The sequence below is a fragment of the Jatrophihabitans sp. genome, from assembly GCA_036389035.1.
Classification (GTDB): domain Bacteria; phylum Actinomycetota; class Actinomycetes; order Mycobacteriales; family Jatrophihabitantaceae; genus Jatrophihabitans_A.
In genome coordinates, this window is sequence record DASVQQ010000018.1 from 125,945 (window position 1) to 142,894 (window position 16,950).

Annotated in this window: 17 protein-coding genes; 4 read left to right on the forward strand and 13 right to left on the reverse strand. The window is 63.9% G+C overall.

Annotation, left to right across the window (positions count from 1 at the left end; translation table 11 throughout):
• Positions 1-15 precede the first annotated feature (15 nt).
• From VF557_12735 to VF557_12750, 4 genes are all read right to left on the reverse strand, one after another.
• Positions 16-231: a hypothetical protein gene (locus VF557_12735; protein HEX8081070.1), complete on the reverse strand. Its 216-nt coding sequence runs from the start codon at positions 229-231 to the stop codon at positions 16-18.
• A gap of 183 nt (positions 232-414) precedes the next feature.
• Positions 415-1,011 carry a hypothetical protein gene (locus VF557_12740; GenBank protein HEX8081071.1) on the reverse strand — a complete coding sequence of 199 codons (597 nt, stop codon included), beginning with the start codon at positions 1,009-1,011 and terminating at the stop codon, positions 415-417.
• Between the two features lie 21 nt (positions 1,012-1,032).
• Entirely contained in the window at positions 1,033-2,298 is a 1,266-nt protein-coding gene (locus VF557_12745; protein ID HEX8081072.1) for a hypothetical protein, read from the reverse strand.
• Between the two features lie 49 nt (positions 2,299-2,347).
• Positions 2,348-3,508: a hypothetical protein gene (locus VF557_12750; GenBank protein HEX8081073.1), complete on the reverse strand. Its 1,161-nt coding sequence runs from the start codon at positions 3,506-3,508 to the stop codon at positions 2,348-2,350.
• Positions 3,509-4,002: 494 nt separating this feature from the next.
• Here VF557_12750 and VF557_12755 point away from each other — a divergent pair, with 494 nt between their 5' ends.
• Together VF557_12755 and VF557_12760 are read left to right on the forward strand one after the other, a co-directional pair.
• Entirely contained in the window at positions 4,003-4,941 is a 939-nt protein-coding gene (locus VF557_12755) for an iron-containing redox enzyme family protein (protein ID HEX8081074.1), read from the forward strand.
• A 187-nt stretch (positions 4,942-5,128) separates the two neighbouring features.
• Entirely contained in the window at positions 5,129-6,154 is a 1,026-nt protein-coding gene (locus tag VF557_12760; protein HEX8081075.1) for a methyltransferase, read from the forward strand.
• Between the two features lie 3 nt (positions 6,155-6,157).
• On the opposite strand, the gene VF557_12765 is transcribed toward VF557_12760, so the two are convergent.
• The 3 genes from VF557_12765 to VF557_12775 form a co-directional block, all read right to left on the reverse strand.
• Entirely contained in the window at positions 6,158-7,471 is a 1,314-nt protein-coding gene (locus VF557_12765) for an ATP-grasp domain-containing protein (GenBank protein HEX8081076.1), read from the reverse strand.
• Between the two features lie 157 nt (positions 7,472-7,628).
• Positions 7,629-7,868, reverse strand: coding sequence for a DUF2283 domain-containing protein (locus VF557_12770; GenBank protein HEX8081077.1), 240 nt, complete (start codon positions 7,866-7,868; stop codon positions 7,629-7,631).
• A 270-nt stretch (positions 7,869-8,138) separates the two neighbouring features.
• Positions 8,139-8,876 (reverse strand): alpha/beta hydrolase, encoded by a 738-nt coding sequence (locus VF557_12775; GenBank protein HEX8081078.1) that lies wholly within the window; start codon positions 8,874-8,876, stop codon positions 8,139-8,141.
• A 75-nt stretch (positions 8,877-8,951) separates the two neighbouring features.
• On the opposite strand from VF557_12775, the gene VF557_12780 reads away from it, so the two are divergent.
• A complete protein-coding gene (locus tag VF557_12780) occupies positions 8,952-9,683 on the forward strand; it encodes a phosphotransferase (GenBank protein HEX8081079.1) in 732 nt (243 codons plus the stop codon).
• 298 nt (positions 9,684-9,981) lie between these two features.
• Here VF557_12780 and VF557_12785 read toward each other — a convergent pair whose 3' ends face one another.
• The 6 genes from VF557_12785 to VF557_12810 form a co-directional block, all read right to left on the reverse strand.
• Positions 9,982-10,368: a hypothetical protein gene (locus VF557_12785; GenBank protein HEX8081080.1), complete on the reverse strand. Its 387-nt coding sequence runs from the start codon at positions 10,366-10,368 to the stop codon at positions 9,982-9,984.
• A gap of 549 nt (positions 10,369-10,917) precedes the next feature.
• Positions 10,918-11,955, reverse strand: a complete 1,038-nt coding sequence (locus VF557_12790) for a cupin-like domain-containing protein (GenBank protein ID HEX8081081.1) — start codon at positions 11,953-11,955, stop codon at positions 10,918-10,920.
• Positions 11,952-12,107 (reverse strand): hypothetical protein, encoded by a 156-nt coding sequence (locus VF557_12795; GenBank protein HEX8081082.1) that lies wholly within the window; start codon positions 12,105-12,107, stop codon positions 11,952-11,954. The genes VF557_12790 and VF557_12795 overlap by 4 nt, the downstream gene beginning before the upstream one ends.
• A 605-nt stretch (positions 12,108-12,712) precedes the next feature.
• Entirely contained in the window at positions 12,713-13,684 is a 972-nt protein-coding gene (locus VF557_12800; protein ID HEX8081083.1) for an adenylate/guanylate cyclase domain-containing protein, read from the reverse strand.
• Positions 13,685-14,441: 757 nt separating this feature from the next.
• A complete protein-coding gene (locus tag VF557_12805) occupies positions 14,442-14,984 on the reverse strand; it encodes a hypothetical protein (protein HEX8081084.1) in 543 nt (180 codons plus the stop codon).
• A gap of 435 nt (positions 14,985-15,419) precedes the next feature.
• Positions 15,420-16,001: a hypothetical protein gene (locus VF557_12810; protein HEX8081085.1), complete on the reverse strand. Its 582-nt coding sequence runs from the start codon at positions 15,999-16,001 to the stop codon at positions 15,420-15,422.
• A gap of 123 nt (positions 16,002-16,124) precedes the next feature.
• Between VF557_12810 and VF557_12815 the strand changes: the two genes are divergently transcribed.
• Complete coding sequence (locus VF557_12815) at positions 16,125-16,598, forward strand: hypothetical protein (GenBank protein ID HEX8081086.1); 474 nt, start codon at positions 16,125-16,127, stop codon at positions 16,596-16,598.
• The last annotated feature ends 352 nt before the right edge of the window (positions 16,599-16,950 follow it).

The window sequence follows — 16,950 nt, forward strand, 5'->3', positions numbered from 1 at the left end:
CCAGGCGCTGGTCAGCTACTGCCGAATCGCCTCGAGCTGTGCTCGCGCATGGGCAATGTGCTTGTCATACCAAGCAATGAGCGCGTCGTACTTCCGCCCTGCCTCGCCCAGCGGATCGTCGGGAACCGGAATCGCCTGCATCTTGGCCTCAAGACCGCTCACGTAGCGGCCAAGGGTCTCGGCGACGGTCCGTTGGTCGGGCTGCCGGGACTGCTCGGGTTCACGATGCATGACGTCTCCTGGAAACTGCCACAAGTGGAGTGCGATCAGTCCGTCCCGCTACCGAAACCGGGTTCGAGCGGTGCTACGACCATGGCTCCGATCGGGATGCGGTGTCACCACCGCATCCCGATCGGGGCAGCCGCTAGCCGCCGGTGGAGTGGTTCAGCTGGTCGTGCTTCGCCCCACCGATGCTCAGGCGAGCCCGAGTTGGGTGGCGAACTGTGCCGGGCTCCGGCCGTCAGCGCTGTTGATATCGCAGGGCCCGAACGGCGCCGTCGACTGCTTGTCCGAGAACTGATGCGCTACCTTTCCGGGGAAGGCGGGGTTGGACGAGTAGTTCGCGAGGACGATCCCGATGTCGCCGCGACTCGGCCACAGCGACGTGAGGTCGCCGGCGTTGCCGTAGCCGATCACCCGCCGCTTGTCGCCGCCATACCACTTCACAAGTGCCGCGCGGGCGGCATTGATGCCCGTGGACTGGTTTCCGGTGATCTTGCCACCCCACGATTCGACGTCGATCATGGTCGCCTGCTTGGGGTGTGGCTTTCCGCCGCACATGCTCGTGTGGGTGTTGACCGCGTCCTGCCAGTTCGGGTGCCAGACGAAGTAGACGATCAATCCGGTGAGACGGCCGCTGGCCAGCGCAGTCTTGGCCCACGTGTAGTTCTGGGCGAAATGCTTATCCCGGTAGGTGCCGTCGTTGGAGCGGATGGACAGGAACTTGTACGGGTACTGATCATTGACCGGTACCTGGAATTCGCTGACATCAGCGAAAAGGGTGTCAGCCATCGTGAACCACCTCGGCGCTCATCATGGGTTCTCCAAGGTCTGGTCGATCCGCGTTGACTCCTTCTGGTGGATTGTCAGCGCATCGAGAATGAGCGTAGCGCCGACAGTGGGATCGTTGCGCCGCGTTTCCACGAAGTTGTAAAGATCCTCCACGGCGCCAGCATGGCTCTTGGCCACCTTGGCCTGGGCCAGGACGCCGATTCCGTATTGGAGCCACACCCCACAGGCGGCTGCCCAGGCGGTGTTGAGATCGCGAATGACCGCGCTCTCGTTCGGTTCGTGGCGCGCTCCCGGGTTATGCGGCTGATAGAGCGGCGCCCAGGATTCACCTCGACCCAAGTGGCTCGAGGAGGGCGGGTAGCCCAGGGAGGTTATGAACATCGTGCACGGGAAGCATGAAGCAAGCTTCGTCGTTCGATCGCCCACGGCGATCTCGTAGGGAACGCACGCCGGGCCGAGCGAGTAGGCCTTGTAGACCGCCTGGATCATGCCGTGGGTGTAACCGACGATGTCCTCACGCGTCAGCGGCTTGCCGACATAGGCCATGCCCTGTGACTCGATGATGGCGGTCATCTGATCGGCTCGGTTGGCTGCTCGGGGCAGTTTCGAATCCGGATCCGGTTCCTTCGCGGCCGACTCACCGCCGAGCACCCCCCACGGGACATAGTCGCTCTGGGTGCCGCGACGCAGTCGGGCGTGCCAGACGGGGCTGTTGGTGGACGGCAGCCACCGGTGAACCGGGGATTCTTGAGAACCGTCGGCGGCAGCGTCCGGGATCAGGAATCGGGCGGTCGACCGGGGGCCGACCGGGTCGGTGTTGCCTTCGGTGTTGGGATTGTCGACGAACCCGGTGTACGCGCCGACGCCCACGTACTGAGGCGTTTGATCCTGCCGGATCCGGTCGTACAGGGCTCGCCCCTTCTCCGTCAGCACCGGCTCGGTCAGCTTGGCCGGAGTGGTGTGGCCCGCGAGCTGGTAGACACCCATGATCACGCCGCGGTGGTCGGGATCGAACTTGGGGGCGTAGTCCGCCTTGATCGAGCTGTCTTTGGTTCCCCGCGCACGCACGTACGGCTCCACCGCGGCGTTGAGCTTCTTTATCACCCGCTCGAATGATCCCCACTCTGCCTGTTCGGCCGGGTTGATGTCGAAGCGGACGGGCTGGTTGTCGAGAAATCGACCGGCGGTGAACCCAGCGACAGCTGCCGTCATGATGACGTCCGCTTCGATGGCTGGATCCGCCTTCTCGGAACCTGTGAGGATTCCCCGTGTTCTGCGAAATGGCATCTTGTTCTCCTTGCAGCCTGTTCCTAGGCAGCTCTGGTCAGGGGGTTGGCTAGGGCGTGAGCGATGCCTCGACATCGACGGCGTTCGTCCTGCCGGGCCACACTCCGTAGAGGTCGATGTGACGCAGGCCGTCGTACCAGGTGCCGAGCGGGGTGTCCCACTTGAAGGATTTGTTCTCGTCGCTGAACACGCCCTTGAAGGAGAGGTCCAGCTGCAGGTTCGTCGCGTTCAGGGGGATGGCGCCGATCGTCGCGACCAGCCCGCCCGACACCGAGACCGAGTGCGACCCCCTCCCCGACGGGGTGTTGTAGGAAAGGTTGGCCTTGACGATGTAGGTGCCGCCGTGCTGGTTGTTGAGCACCAGCTGGAATGAGCTGATCTCCGACGTCCAGTTCGGCATGATCAGCTGACCTTCGAAGGAGGCGAAGCCGAATGCGATCGGAATGGGCTCGCTGGCCGTGGTGTTCGCCTTGTCAGGCCACAGGTGCTTGTCGACCGACTTGTTCTCCGTTGAGTTCACGTACGAACCCTTGCCGCCGGCCTGAGCGCCGATCAGATCGTTGACCCCCGACGCCGACCCCTTCAGCGAGAACGACGTGTTGTCGCTCAGGGCGCCGACGTTCAAGCCGCTGCGTGCCCAGAGGACGTCGGTGACGATGCCGAAACCCTGGGTGATTCCGTTGCCCGAGGAGCGGCCCACCGACTGGGCCTGCTCCATGAGCCAGGCCCATTGGTTTTGCGCGAGGTTGCCCGGGTTGGCGACGACATCCTCCTGGGCGAGCGAGAAGTTCGAGATCATCGAACCGGCGGATTGCATGGACCAGGTCAGCTCCGTCCCGACGGTGATCTTCGTGCCGGTTTCGGGGTCGGTCGCCGCCCCATCGAGGGCGACGCTTGCCTGCTGCTTCGTCACGTGCTCGGACTCGATCGTCCACTGGTTCGAGGTCGCCTGGGTGACGATCTGCGGGTCCGGAATCATCCCGATGAATTGGAAATCCCCGGTGGCCGGGTCGACGGTGCCAACGGCGCCGGGCTTGATGGCGCTGTTCAGTCCCCAGTTACCCCATAGGGTGCGGCGACTGGTCCTGATCTGTTGGGTGAACGTGGCATTCCAGTTGACCATGATGGCTCCTTGGTGGGTGGTTGTGGGGGTCACCCCGCGCCGATTACTCGGCTCTTGCGGTGAGGGTTGCCATGCTTGCGCCGGCAACGGGAGCCGGTCATCACCAAAATTGGTGAACCCCTGCCGCCACCCCGACCCACCGGTCGGCGAGCGCGGCGGTGCGCTCGTGGGGCATGTCGCAAACTGTGTGTTTACAATGAATTGGCTGAGAAACCGCGCCGGTGAGTCGGGCCCGCTGTCGTGCGTTCTTGCAGCCGCACCTAGAAACTGAGCCACCTACTGACTGCAGCCGGTGTTGACAGAACCTTGCTTTTCAGGTGGGGGTTCGATTAGATTCGCAAACAGTCCGGAGGGCGCAGATGACCCCAAATTGATCGCGCGTGCGCGAATCAGATGCTCGGGAGGTGGCTTACTCCCCAGAGTCGAACTGAGTTGGACACGATGTTGACGCATCTATAGCCAGGTGATCCGTCGGAATGCCCGTTAGGCCACAGTCCCGTGAATTGCCGTATTGGTAAACTTCGGAGAAACCTCGCGTCGACGAAACCATTCCCCTGCAAGGTCTATCACAGGAAGTGCTCATGGTAAACGAAACCTCCATTGATGACGATATCTGCCAGGCATTCCCCACTGATGGAACAGCCCCCGATTCCGGGGCCAAGCTCGCCTGCATGCGCGAATTGCATCACCATTACATGCAATTCTTCACCTCGCCGGTAGAAAGCCTCAAGCTGGGCGATTGGACCGTCACGGAGCGAATTACCAGGATCGAAAAGAAATGGAACCAGTTCGAAGAAGCTCGGGTTAACGAGACCAACCCTGAGCTTCCGGCCACCGCGGAGGAATTCAGCGACTGGTTCGAGGCGGTTTCAAAAGTCCACGAATATCACGACATCTGCGACTACCTCAGGGACGAGGCGAGCCTTCTCGACATCGCGCTTCTGGTGAACGCCGAGGGAAAGGTCGAAAGCTACTTCGACGACCTCATGGCGCTGGCCCAGGTCGGCTCACCCATGGTCACCAAGATGACCATCGCGCGCAACTACTGGGATGAGATGGGCAACGGCAAGCTGGACGCCGCCCACACGGTCATGCTCGACAGCACCACGAATTGGATGCTGGAGAACGCCATTCCCGCCGAATTCGACCTCAGCATTCTCGAGTTCCCCGAGGCCTATGCCAACGCCTGCGAACTGCTGATGTACTCCCTCAGGCGCCGGTACCTGCTGCGCGGGCTCGGAAGTCTCGGGTTGCTGGAGAAGACGGCTCCGGCGCGATTCGCCGCGACCGTCGACGGGCTGAAGCGACTGGGCGTGCCCAGCGACGTCTACCGTTACGAGGCCACTCACGTCGTCGTCGACCACAGCCACAGCGAGGAATGGGTCGACGGGGTGTTCACACCGACCATCAAGGAGAATCCCGACACGATTCCGGAGCTGGCGATGGGCGTGCTGATCCGGGGGAACACCGCCGCGGACTTCTTCTCCAAGATCCGTCAGGACCTATTCGGCCTCGGCTGACCCGAATGGCTTCTCGTATCGGAATTCGCACGCTGACACGCGGGCGAGTTCGGTTCCAGGACCTGAAGAACCCACCACGCGCTAGCCTGCATCTTTTCGCATGGAACTCGGTGGCCGCGACGTGCCGGCGCCGTCAAGGAGGAGTTTTCTTGTGACCGATCCGCAGCCATCGTCTTCGGCAGCGCCGATGACCGAGGATGACCTGACCCGCATTCTGTTCGGCCATTCGGCGTTCCAGTACCTGCGCGCCGGAACGGAGTTGGGCCTGTTCGACCTGCTCGAGCAGCGGCCGGGGCTGGACCGGAAAGAACTGACCACCGAGCTGGAACTGCAGGACCGGGCGCTGGACATCCTGCTTCTGGGGATGACTGCGCTGAGGCTCGTGGAAAAGAGCGACGACAAGTACTACAACAATCCGACCATCAGCAGGCTGTACGCGGAAGGCCGCTGGGACGTGGTGACCGCGGTGATCGGATTCGAGGCCTATGTCAACTATCCGGGGCTCATTGATTTCACCGAGTCCTTGCGGGCCAATACCAATGTGGGCCTGCGCCGGGTGCCCGGCCCCGGCCCGACCCTCTACCACCGGCTCACCGCCGATCCGGACCTGAGCAAGATCTTCTACCGGTACATGGGCACCTGGTCGGCGATGGCGGCGGGTTACCTGATCAACAGCGTCGATTTCGGCAGCCTCACCCGGATACTGGACGTCGGCGGCGGCGACGCCACCATCGCGGTGGCCGTCGCCCAGGCGTTTCCGCACCTGCAGATCACCGTGCTGGAGTTGCCTGGCGTGGTGCCCCTGGCGCAGCGGCGCGTCGACGAGGCCGGGGTCAGCGACCGGGTCCAGGTCGTCGCGACAGACATGTTCGCCGAGCCCTTTCCACCCGGCCACGACGGCGCGTTGTTCGTGCATCAGCTACAGATCTGGCCGCTCGACCAGGACACCGAACTGCTGCGTCGCGCCCACGAGGCACTGCCCCCGGGAGGCAGCGTGGTCATCATGAACTCTATGTCCGACGACGCGGGCGACGGGCCGCTGATGGCAGCCCTGGACGCGGCCTACTTCGCGGCCATCCCAGGTGGCGGAGGCATGATCTACGCCTGGCACAAGTACGAGGAGTGCCTGCGCGCCGCCGGCTTCGCCACCATCGAGCGCATCCGGCCGGCCGGCGCGTGGACACCGCACGGAGTCATCGTCGCCAAGAAGTAGCGCTTACCCCGCTGGTTGCACCCTGATCGCCTTGGCGACCGCGTCGAGGACGGTCCGGCAGCCTGTTTCGCTGTCGGCGACGGTGACGGCCTGAGCCACCCGGCACTCCCAGGCGGTTCGACGTGGCGGCAGCCTCAGGTGCTGACCGGGCAACGCCAGGACGGCCACCTGCTCGGCCTCGGGTGGCAGGAGTTCCGGGTCGATCTCCACCGACCCCACGATCAGGTCGTGCTCGGGGTAGTAGAAGCGCACCGCAGCGACGCGACTCGCGCTCGGGGTCAGGTCCGGGGTGTGCCCGCAGGCGATGGCGGCGGCGGCCAGGCTCAGGTCGACACCGGTGGCGAGCTGGCCAAGGTAGGGGATCAGGTCACCGCCCAGGCGGGCGTTGACCTCGATCACCTTGAAGCCGTCCACCGTGCGCCGCAGTTCCACGTGCGTGATGCCGGTGGAGAAGCCCACCGCGCGGTGCGCGCGAGTGAGCACGTCACGCAGTTGCTCGTCACGCAGCAGGGGATCCGCCCCGTCGACAACGTGCCCGACCTCCTCGAAGCTCGGAGCGAAGCCGCACTCCTTGTGCGCGACGGCCAGCGGCACCACCCGGCCGTCGAAACAGGCTGAGTCGACGCTGATCTCGGGACCGTCCAGGTACTCCTCGATGAGGACGTCGTCCTCGTACTGCTCGGGGGTCTCGGGCAGCGTGACGGACCGGGCCCGGGCGTAGGCGAGGGCCAGCTCCGCGGCCGAGTCGGCCTTGGTCACGCCGAAGCTGGCTGCCAGGTTGCGGGGTTTGAGCACCACCGGATAGCCCAGCCGGGCGGCGGCGCTCGCGGCCTCCGCCACCGAACGCACGGCCACGGACGCGGCTTGCGGCACACCCGCGGCGTCCAGCGCCTGCCGGGTGAGGTGCTTGTCGCGGCAGCGCTCGATCGCCTCGACCGGGCTGGTCGGCAGGCCCAGCGCCTGGGCCACGGCGGCGGTCGCGACGATCCGGGACTCGTCGTAGCAGATGACGCCGGCCACCTGATCGGCGCCGCCGCTTCTGAGCAGGTGATCCAACCGCTTTGCCTCAGCGGTCATCGCGTCCGCGTCGAGGGTGTCGAGAACGGTATGACCGACCAGGTAGGGCTGCTCCCAGGTCAGCTGGGACGCGCGCCCCGGGCCGCCGAGGAACAGCCACAGCCGGTAACGCGAGCCCAGCGAGGTCAGGAAATACTCCCGGGAACTCCGCGCGAAGCTGGAGACCAGGATCAGGAAGGGACGCTCGTCCGGTGCGCCTTCCGTTGAGCGCGCCAGTTCCGCGCTCGCGTGTTCACCCATGCCCACCGAAAGAAACTCCTTGCGGCCGTTGAGTCAGGATCGCTCTGGAGATGTTGCCAGACCTTCGCCGCGCCCGGCTAGCCCCTGAAGGCGTCCACGCTTGAATCGCGTGCGTTGGTCGCGTCGCTCCGGTGACAAGCATGGGATCGATGAGGGCTTACTCGCGTCTGGTCGGCTCCTCATCCATCGGCTCGGCCATGGCGAGCGTTTCAGGTTCGAGCACCACGCTGGCCGCGAGGATCTCGACCTCGAGCAGGTGACCGCTTGCGGAGAACCCCAGGTAGATATCCGCGCCCGGGCGCTCGATGTGGACATCCTCGGTGATAGCCCCGTCCGGGATGCGCGCCACCAGGGTCATGCTCGCGATGTCCTCGCGTGGCCCGTACTCGATTCTCATCTGAGTTCCTATTCCGTTCGCGGCTGTCGGCTTGTGGTCAGCGGCTCGCTGACTTATCTCCGCCTGGAGATGGGGTCGAAGTTCGCGATGACAACATCGGTGAGGTTCTCTGCCCAAAAGTCAAGGTCTTGATCGGTTATCGTGCTAGGGACTTCTACCCGGAATCTGAGTTCCTCCCGGATAACGTCGTGCACTGCTATCCATTTTTTATTCAAGTCGTTCATGGTGATCGCTCACTTCTCATCATTGTCGAAACTTGACTAGTCCCCGCTAGGCCAGCAGCGTCAGGCACCGCTCGGGACTTTCCACATGCGCGTTGTGGCCGAGGCCGGGCAGGGTCACGACCGGCACGCCCCACTGCCCGAGCTGGGAGTCGCTGTTCATCGGGTCGTGCTCGCCGCGCGCCAGCGTGACCGCCGCCGGGGAGTTCGCCACCAGGCCGGCCATGTCCGGCGCTCCTACCCCGAAGGCCCGCGGGTCCAGCGCGAGACGCCACTGGCCGTCCTCCTGCACCAGCCCGGCCGTCACCGCCGGGTCGTCGGGGTCCAGCAGGCCCGCCAGCCCGGACACTCGCAGGTGCCGCGCGGCCGCCTCGTCGCGGGAGGCGAACCACGCCACCGGCCGCTGGGCCAGCGCCTGTGCCTTGTCGAGCTCCTCGTCGGTCCAAGCGACCTTGATCCCCAGCCCGGCGACCGCGGCCACTGGCGCCCCGGCGGCGGCCAGCGCGAGGCCGACCACCCCGCCCAGGGAATGCCCCAGCACGACGGTCCGGCCGCCGGGTTCCACGATGGGGCGCACCGCCGCGGCCAGAGCGTCGAAGGTGTACTCCGGCAGCGGCGCCGAGCCGCCGTGACCGGGCAGATCGGGCGCCAGCCAGCGGCCCGGCCACCGCTCGGCCAGCATCGGTTGCCACCCGGCCCACACGTCGCCGGTCGCGCCGAGTCCGTGCAGCAGGAGCAGCAACGGCTCGCCGTCCCCGCCGCTGAGCACCCGAAGGTCAGTGTCCATACCGGGATTCTGTCATCCCGGGGGGCCGAGGAAACCTGGGAGAGCGATTCGCCGAGCTCTGGGAGGATGTGACCCATGGGGTGGGAGGCACTCAAGCAGTGGGGTGACGATGTCACCCGGGTGGAACGGCTCGCCGGCGGAGTCGCCAATGAGGTGTGGAGTGTCCGCGTCCAGGGGCAGCTCGCGGTCGGTCGTCTCGGCGCCCGGAGCGACGCTGATCTCGCATGGGAGACCGACCTGCTGCGACACCTTGACCGTGCAGGGCTGACGGTGCCGGTGCCGATCGCGACGACGGATGGCCGGCTGTTCGCTGACGGTCTGGTGGTGATGACCTACGTGGAAGGCGGACCGCCCGAGACGGAGGCCGACTGGCGTCGGGTGGCCGACCTGCTGCGCCAGCTGCACCGGTTGACGCCGAGTTGGCCGCAGCGCCCGGGCTGGCGTTCGTCGACCGACCTGCTGAACGCCGAGACCGGGACGAAGGTCGACCTGGGCGCGATGCCGCCTGAGGGTGTCGCTCGATGCCGGGCAGCATGGGCGCGGCTTGCCGGGCGTGAGACGTGCGTCGTCCATGGAGATCCCAATCCCGGCAACATCCGCATGACCGCCGATCGGGTAGCGATGATCGACTGGGACGAGTCGCACGTCGACGTTGCGGACCTCGATCTGGTGCTGCCTCACAACGCCGCCGAGCTAGCCGACGTTGAGCACGACATCGCCGCGCAGGCGTCGGCCGCCTGGGAAGCCGCCGTCTGCTGGGACGACGATTACGCAAGGGAGATGCTCGCCCGAGTTCGAGCGGTCTGAGTACAGGCAACGAATGATGCGGCATGTGCTGCTCGCTTCCAGCGCTTGAATCGCTCGGCCCCGCCTGCGACGCCGATCCGCTCGATCAGCCGGGACTGGACCAGGCACCGATAGACCGCCGACTCTGACGGCAGCTCAACGGCCGCTACCAGGCCCTGGTGCACCAGCTCATGCCGAACCGCCGAAGCCCTCAATACCGATGCGCCGTCGCGGCTCCAGGCGACTACCAAGCCGGCAATGGCGTCATGCGCCGCCATCGAGGCTTCCGCCGAATCGATCCGTATCAGCGCTCTGATCCTCAGCGCTGGCGCTCGGCGATGATGCGGTTCAGTAGCTGGTCGAGTTCAGGCAGGATCCAGTACGGCCCCGTTGCTGCCTTGACTCTGTCGCGGAGTTGGTCTCTGTGGCCTTGGCTGTATAGCTGGTGGCAGACGTCGCAGGCGACGAGGTACGACTGCCACACGGTGTCCTCCCCCGGCTGATGAGGCCGTGGCGTGATGACCCATTGCCAATCGTGGCTTTCACAGAAGACGCAGGTGTCGGACTCGGTGGGCTCGGGCTGATCGTCGGGTTCATCAGGCATGGTCGCGAAAGCCGACTCGTAGGTAACGCCTTCGGGAGGGTCGACTAGGTTGCCGTCTTGGTCGCGGATCTCGATGCGTGGAAACTGGTCATCCGATTGCATGAGAAACCTACCCGCCCATGCCAGTAGCTCTGGCTAATTTCTAGTGCCCACTGCTTGCCCATATATCCCAGCCGCGGAGGTACACATTGTCAATATCCCGAATGTGTTATACACCAGTAAAAGTCGTAGGGGTCACCGTTCGCGAACTGAACTCGCAGCTTTCGAAGTTCCAATTTGTCGACAGACGCGGACCACTTCCGCGTCATCTCACGTGCCAGGCGTTCGAACGTCCCTGTTTGGTGGAGCTGAGAGGATTCGAACCCTTGGCCCCCCTCGATGCGCAGGTGGCCGAGCGGGTGCTGAGCTGCCGGGCTGTCGCCGCTGCGCTTCTCGGGGCGAATCCGGGTGTGACGGCCACACTGCCCGCCATGACGTTCGGGTTCACCGCCGAGCCTGACCCTGTCGATGCCGCCGGTCGACAGGCTGCCATGGCAGCGGCGATCGCCCGTGCTGGCAGGGCGGCAGAACGGCAGCCCGGGTAGTCGCGCAGCACCTGCGAACGAGAAGCCGCAGCTTCGACATGGTCGTCGACGCGATCTGGCGGATCCGTTAGTCAGGTTCGAAGGTGCGATTGCCGAAGATGTTGTCGAGCCGGAAATTGATGAACGTGATGCTCACACTGACCTGCAGCGCGCGCAGGTGGTGCCACCAGTTGACCGGGATGAAGACGGCGTCGCCGGGCTGCAGGACGGCCGACCGAACGGTCACCGCCGCGAAGTCGGGGAATCGCTCGAGGTCGGGTCGCTCCACATCGACCATGCTGTAGTAACTCTGTTCGTTGTAGACCCGGGGCAGCTGGCAGGAATCGATCAGGGTGATGCGCTTGCTGCCGAAGGTCTGCACGTTGAGCACGTTCACCCGGTCACGGTGCAGGGGCGAGATCGTGCCGGCCGGACCCAGCCAGAGGTTCGTCCCCTGGTAACGGTGGTCGACGTCGAGCAGCGCGTCGGCGAACGCGACGTCGGCCAGGATCCGCTGGTCGTGGTCGTGGGCCAGGAAGTTCTCGTTGGCCGTCAGGTAGAACTCGTTCGTCTCGCCGGCCGACAGGACCAGGTCGACGTAATCGGCCAGCGACATGGTGCTGGTCTTGCCCCGCAGGAAGACGTCCCAGATCGGCTCGGCTCGACGTCCGGTCTGCACCTGCACCTCAAGCGTGCCGAACTGCTCGCGCAGGGCGGCCGGACTCCAGTCGAGCAGGCCGGAGCCGGCGGCGATCCCACGCAGCACCACCGGCCGGTTGCGCAGGTAGAACGAGTCGAAAAACTCCTCGCCGGAGAGATCATGGCGCTCGGGCAGCTCGGTGCCGGACAGGGCGTCCAGCTTGCTGAGATCGCCCAACAGCTGCTCGTACTTGCGCCTCAGGGCGCGTTCGCGCCGCAGCACCTGCTCGACCAGGAAGTCGGTGCCGACGAGCCGCAACGGGTCGGCGGCCTGCTCGGGCGGCAGTCCCCGCCGAACGAGTTCGGTGCCGATATCGGCTACCGACACGCCCGCGACGGCGTTGTCCACGATCCAGCGCTTCCACTGATCGGACAGCTCCGCCGCCGCGGGCGCGTTACCGGCGTGCGTGCCGGCTCCCGGCGTCACCCCTGGGGGCTGTCCGATGCCTGGGGCTTCTCGTTGTGGATCAGCGAGGCCAGGAACTCGGCGTCGGCGGGGGCGGCCGGCTCGGCCTGCTCGGCCTCGGCAGTTTCGAACAGGCCCGCGGCGGGGGGATCGGATACGAAATCAGCTGACATTGGTTGCTCCATGTGACGGGAACGCCGTAATACGTTCTGCGCCAATAGATACCGTCTTGTGAACCTATGTCAAGAGACGGCCCGCCGCCGTCCCAGCAGCCTCAGTCGAGGTAGTCGCGCAGCACCACGAGCGGGACGGGTGGCGCAGCTTGGACATCGTCTTGGACTCGATCTGACGGATCCCCGCCGAATCAGGGGTGCCGTGCCGTGACGGCCAGTTCAAGGGTCACATGGGGGTCGAGCCGCACCTGGCGCCTCAGCCGGAACTACGTTCACTCCCGAGAATCCGGGCTTGTCTGGTGGTCCTGACAGGAGTTAGTTCGAACCTTCGGGAAGGTTTGGTGGCCTTGTCGTCCCGGGCGCGAGGCGAGCGGCCGGTCGCCGCTGTGCGGTCGGAGCGGCAGGTCCAGACCCGGCTCACGGATGCTGAGTTGGCCCGGCTGATCACTGCCTACCAGGCCGGTTCTAAGATCAACAAGCTGGCCGGCGACTTCGGAATCAACCGCAACACCGTCAGCTCCATCCTGCGGCGAAACGGGTCCGAGCCCTGTCCTTGAGATCAGCGGATTGGCGAGCGCATCGGCGGCGCCCCAGCCTTGTCTGGCTCACGCTGAACCAGCCGAGTACCACGCATGGGCGGTATAGGAGGTCATACCCATCGCGGCACCCAGCTCAGCCGGCGGAGCCATCATCGCCGTCCCCGTCGCCCTGCTCAGGTAACGGCTGCACATGACCCATTCACCTGCGCTGGGCTGAGGCTTCTCCCACCGGGGCCAGTACCTGTTGTTCTCGAACAGGACCCGAAGCCCATCGAGGGCACGGTTTTCTGCCGAAAGCGAGGGGCAGTGCATTCCAGCGTTGTAGATCTCGCGAACTTCGACGTCGCCGAGGCCCTTCATCTTCACGGCCCGCGCGTCCTGGAGCTCGAACGGTTGGAAGTCAATGTACTTGCTGCCATCGGAGGCAGTCCGGGTCGGGGGCGGGAGCATCTCGTCGAGCGCACGCCCGGCCCACTCGGACTCGGGGATCGTGATCGTCGAAGAGATCATGGGCGGCTCCTCGCTTTCTGGCGGCTTGACTGCCGCACAGCGGGCCGCGAGCGCGACGGGCGCTCCAAAGACCGACACGTTGTAGCGCAGTGCGGTGCCGGCGTAGCCGACGATGACCCGCCCGGATGCAATTCCGATGTGTGGGCAGTACGCCAGGGCGTCATGCCGGCTCATCGCCGCCGCCGCCTGGACGGCGTCGGTGAAGGAGTCCTTTGACCCAAACGCTTCACTGAAGACGACCATAACTTCGTCGCCGATGTACTTGTCGACGATGCCGGGGCGGTGGTGGAGAGCTTCCCCGGTGATCCACGCGAAGAAATTTTGCACGTAGACCAGCGTCGCTGCCGGGCTCATATCGATGGTTCGGGTGGAGAAGCCGCTGATGTCGGCGAACAGCACAGTCGCTTCAATTTCGGTGCCCTTGACCGGAAAGTCCAGCCCCCAACCGTCATCAAGCACGCCGTCGACGTGGCTCATCGTTGAGGCGAGGAAGTCCTCGAGGGAGTGAAACCGCTGCTCGATGCCCATGCCGCGAACGGTAGGCCGCTAAGATCACATCGGCACGCATTAGTTACGCAGCTGACAAGTCACCGTCGTCACACCAAGCGTGAAGCCGGAGCTTCTGCTGTCCTTCAGACCAGCGGACCCGCGTGACCCGCTTAACGTCGATGGCGCGCCGCGGCTGCTCTCACACCTGCACTGGATGAGCTTTCGGTCGGCAACCGTTCACGCCGCCGGTCCCTCGCTCTCCTGAGGTGGGTGCGCAAACAGCCGGGCTGCTGGAGTTGACATTTAAAGAAGTGCCCGCCAAAAGGTGCCGCGATCGGAATGCCGAGCGGTACAGCGACCGGTATACCGTGGTGGAGGTGGTGGGACGGGTACTCGAACTTTCCACAACCCCTGTTATATGAACAAATCAATCGCCTACTTCCGGTCGAGTCTGCGATAAAACCATCGATATCACCCACACCGCGCGTCCACGCTTTTCACCGCCGTCTCTCCCGGACCCCATCCAGCAGCTCCTCGACGACTACCAGGCCGGCACATCAGCCAATCAACTGGCAGTGCGCTATTGCCTCAGCCGTGGCAGCGTACAGAGGCTAGTGCGACAGTCAGGTGTTCGTCGTCGCTACCAAGCCATGACTGACCTCGAAGTTGACCACGCTAGTGAGCTCTATCGATCAGGTCTCACCATCTCCCAAGTGGCTACCAAGCTGGATCGGCCGTGGTCAACAGTCCAGACGGCGCTGACGCGCCAGGGCGTGGTGATGCGTAGTCGGCATGATTACCGATTCACATCATCTGCTGAGAGTCCAAGGGCCGTGCGGAGCTGATCGAAATATTCATCGGCACCGTCAAGGGATCGAGCTGGCAACAGCACATTCCATCCTCGACCGTTCACTGCAATGGAACCCTTTTCAAGTCGAGCAGGGCCGCTGCCATCCCCATAGTTGCTCTTCGGGATTCGGAGGCTTCGACCGGTCCATTTTATAGACTCACAAGGAGCTGGGACCTTTGAGTGAACGGTGATGTTCACAGTGCCAAAATCCTGGGACGGGTCACGGGATTCCTCATCAGCCGCACCTGAGTATTCTGCAAAAATGAAGCCTGTACCCGTAATCACGAAAACCGACCCCACCCGTGCGTTGAACTCAGAAAGCTCTGTGTCCACCACAACATCGGCAAATTCGACCTGGGACGCTTTGATGTGATACGCGAGGAACCAATAAAAGTATCTCCCTGGCCCCATCTGCGAATTAGGCAGCGGGCAAAAGCTTTCGATCTTCGCTTGCAGCTCATATTGTTCACTGGTACTAGGCTTCGTCATGGTCGAATTATATGTCAAATGTAAATAAGTTGGTGGCTTGAGTAACCCTGCTATGCGCGGCGGCAAGACCAGCCGCGGGTAAGTCCTCATGAAGCAATCGTGCCGCTGGGCTCAGCCCAGCACAGCCGCTCCCGCGACGCCCGCTGCCACTGCAGCCAAGGACTGGAGTAGTGCACGGCTAACCATCGAGACGTAACCTTTAGCAGCCACGGCCACCACCTCCTTTCTGTCCTTGACCTTCATTGCTGGTTCACGGTGCGAGGTCAGGACCAGAGACAAGGTGCTCATGAACGTAACAGCGCCAGCTACTGCGGCTGTGTGGAACCCGTGAACCGGGCTCAACCCAGCGACGCCGAAATTATCGCACGTAGGTGAGCCTGCCCACCAGCCTCTATGACTTCGTTGAAGCAGCGCGCATACGCTATGCATCCTGCGCTACTCACTCTGATCGACCTCGTCTAAGCCGGCTACGTAAGCATCTATGCACTGTTGCAGCGCCATGAGCGAGAGCGGAACGATCTCATCGAGGTCGACATCACCGTGATCTTCGAACGTGCCAATGTCAAGCTCAATCGAGGTCCAGAAGCGTCGAATGGCTTTCAGGATGGTCAATGCGTCCGTTAATAGGTCCAGGTCCGGCTCCAAGTCCGGATCGATGATGTACTTGATGAGTTCGTGGCTCAACTCGTGGCGATGGCTGTAGATCGCCGTCAACCGATCAGCTTGCTCGAGGGTGAGCGCACCGCCCTCTACCAGCCAGAGCACGGAAGCACGGAACTTGTTCTTTGGGGCCTTGCGAAGCACCTGGGCCTCGTAATTGACTTCGTCATACGTCCACACGCGATCCTGGAACCCTGTCCGGTAGAACAGGCGCACCTCGTCGACGACCGACTGCTTGATCATCTCGTGGGTGATCTGATACAAGCCAGCGAACGCCAGCGTGGCTCTAATCCGGGCCGGTGCCAGCTTGGCTTCAAGGCGGGCGGCGTAGCCCGCAGGATCATCGTGGTAGCTCACGTCGGTAAGTGTGCGATCGAAGGGTGCGCCCCACGGCACCGACACTCAGCCGGCCCCTGAGTCCGATAGCCGAAGTAGCCTGTGTACCTACCGACGACCATCGGAGACTTGCAGGGGACGAGAGTGCGTAGACAGGACGATTCGCCGACCGCCGCGCGGACGCGCATCACGGAGCTCACGCGCCGTGACCTCCTGGACAGCCTTGTATTGTCACGAACCTGGTGGCCGGGTCGGCTGGAGGAGGTCGCGTTCCTCAACCGAATCTATGACCTGTCGGCGTTGCCGAGTACGGACAGCCGCTATAAGGACGCGGCCGGTGACATTCATCAGCATCGGGTCTACAACGACGATTGGGATGCCTACTGGGTCTTCGATGATCCGCGGTTCGAGCTACGTAGGGGGCCAGATGAAGTGTTGCTGCGCTTCCTCGCTGAGATGCTGCATCCCGTCGTTCGGAACGCTGATGAGGTGGATGAGTTGCTCACGCGCTTTAACGAAGCGCTCCGGCCAGACGGATACGAGCTAGCCGTCGTCGGCTCCATGAGCGGTCGTCCGATCTTCGGCGGCCGACCCCGCGAGTCCTTCCACGGCGATTGACCCGACCTCGCGCTCAACGGGCGCCCGCCCGAGCTGCTAACCGATCCGAAGGTCCTCCATGAACATCTGGACCGGATCGAGAATTCAGTAGCCAAGGATCCGGCCGCAGCCATCGCCTCCTCGAAGGAGCTACTGGAAAGCCTATGCAAGATCATCCTCGATCGAGCAGGCGAAACGTACAACAGGAATGACGATCTACCGGCGCTGTACAAAGCAGGTCGCAACGCTACTGAACCTGCGAGCAGACGCGGTGCCTGAAAGTACGAAGGGCAGTCAATCAGCAGCGATGATCCTACGAACGCTAACGACAACGGTGCAGGGACTAGCGGAGCTGCGGAACGAACTCGGTCTC

Bases quoted from the DNA above. Each gene is read 5' to 3' on its own strand.
- VF557_12735 (HEX8081070.1), bottom strand. From the start codon at position 231: ATGCATCGTGAACCCGAGCAGTCCCGGCAGCCCGACCAACGGACCGTC.
- VF557_12740 (HEX8081071.1), bottom strand. From the start codon at position 1,011: ATGGCTGACACCCTTTTCGCTGATGTCAGCGAATTCCAGGTACCGGTC.
- VF557_12745 (HEX8081072.1), bottom strand. From the start codon at position 2,298: ATGCCATTTCGCAGAACACGGGGAATCCTCACAGGTTCCGAGAAGGCG.
- VF557_12755 (HEX8081074.1), top strand. From the start codon at position 4,003: ATGGTAAACGAAACCTCCATTGATGACGATATCTGCCAGGCATTCCCC.
- VF557_12760 (HEX8081075.1), top strand. From the start codon at position 5,129: ATGACCGAGGATGACCTGACCCGCATTCTGTTCGGCCATTCGGCGTTC.
- VF557_12765 (HEX8081076.1), bottom strand. From the start codon at position 7,471: ATGGGTGAACACGCGAGCGCGGAACTGGCGCGCTCAACGGAAGGCGCA.
- VF557_12770 (HEX8081077.1), bottom strand. From the start codon at position 7,868: ATGAGAATCGAGTACGGGCCACGCGAGGACATCGCGAGCATGACCCTG.
- VF557_12775 (HEX8081078.1), bottom strand. From the start codon at position 8,876: ATGGACACTGACCTTCGGGTGCTCAGCGGCGGGGACGGCGAGCCGTTG.
- VF557_12780 (HEX8081079.1), top strand. From the start codon at position 8,952: ATGGGGTGGGAGGCACTCAAGCAGTGGGGTGACGATGTCACCCGGGTG.
- VF557_12785 (HEX8081080.1), bottom strand. From the start codon at position 10,368: ATGCAATCGGATGACCAGTTTCCACGCATCGAGATCCGCGACCAAGAC.
- VF557_12795 (HEX8081082.1), bottom strand. From the start codon at position 12,107: ATGTCAGCTGATTTCGTATCCGATCCCCCCGCCGCGGGCCTGTTCGAA.
- VF557_12800 (HEX8081083.1), bottom strand. From the start codon at position 13,684: ATGGGCATCGAGCAGCGGTTTCACTCCCTCGAGGACTTCCTCGCCTCA.
- VF557_12805 (HEX8081084.1), bottom strand. From the start codon at position 14,984: ATGACGAAGCCTAGTACCAGTGAACAATATGAGCTGCAAGCGAAGATC.